Source organism: Sphingomonas metalli, from assembly GCF_014641735.1.
Classification (GTDB): domain Bacteria; phylum Pseudomonadota; class Alphaproteobacteria; order Sphingomonadales; family Sphingomonadaceae; genus Sphingomonas; species Sphingomonas metalli.
Map to the genome: position 1 here is coordinate 1 of NZ_BMIH01000020.1, position 556 is coordinate 556.

The 556-nt window shown below is 61.0% G+C and carries 1 pseudogene; it reads left to right on the forward strand.

The features are described from left to right. A pseudogene (locus tag IEX18_RS18490) lies at nucleotides 1-556 on the forward strand (hypothetical protein); the annotation flags it as partial.

Here is a 556-nt window from a genome sequence, read left to right on the forward strand (position 1 = left end):
GACAACCCGACCAATCCGGACTTCATGGCCGGTGGGCGCTTCGGCCTGAACTGCGGCCCGATCGGCGGTTGCACCAACAAGCAGGTGTTCCCGGTTCCGGCCAATATCGCTGCCCTGCTGGACAGCCGTGCCGATCCCAATGGCCCTTGGAATGCCAATTTCTCGCTCGACGCCTTCGGCCGCCGGGGGACGGAAAACTTCACCAACACCTTCCAGATGCAGCTCGGTTTCGAGGGGTCCATCCCCGGCACCGATCTGACCTGGGATCTGGTGGGTTCGCATGGTGAAACCGTGGCCAAGACCAATCTGGTCGGGCTGATTTCGCTCGAACGGTTCCGCGCGATTCTGACCTCGCCCAATTACGGCGCCAATTTCTTCGCCTTGGGCAACAACGGCCAGCGTTATGGCGCATCAGCCAGTTGTGATACCGGCCTGAGCCCGTTCATCCTCAATTCCGCCTTCAGCGCGGATTGCGACACGGCCACCAGCGCGGATTTGCAGTTCGAAAACAAGATCGGCCAGCAAGTGCTGGAAGCCAATCTGCAGGGCAGCCTGT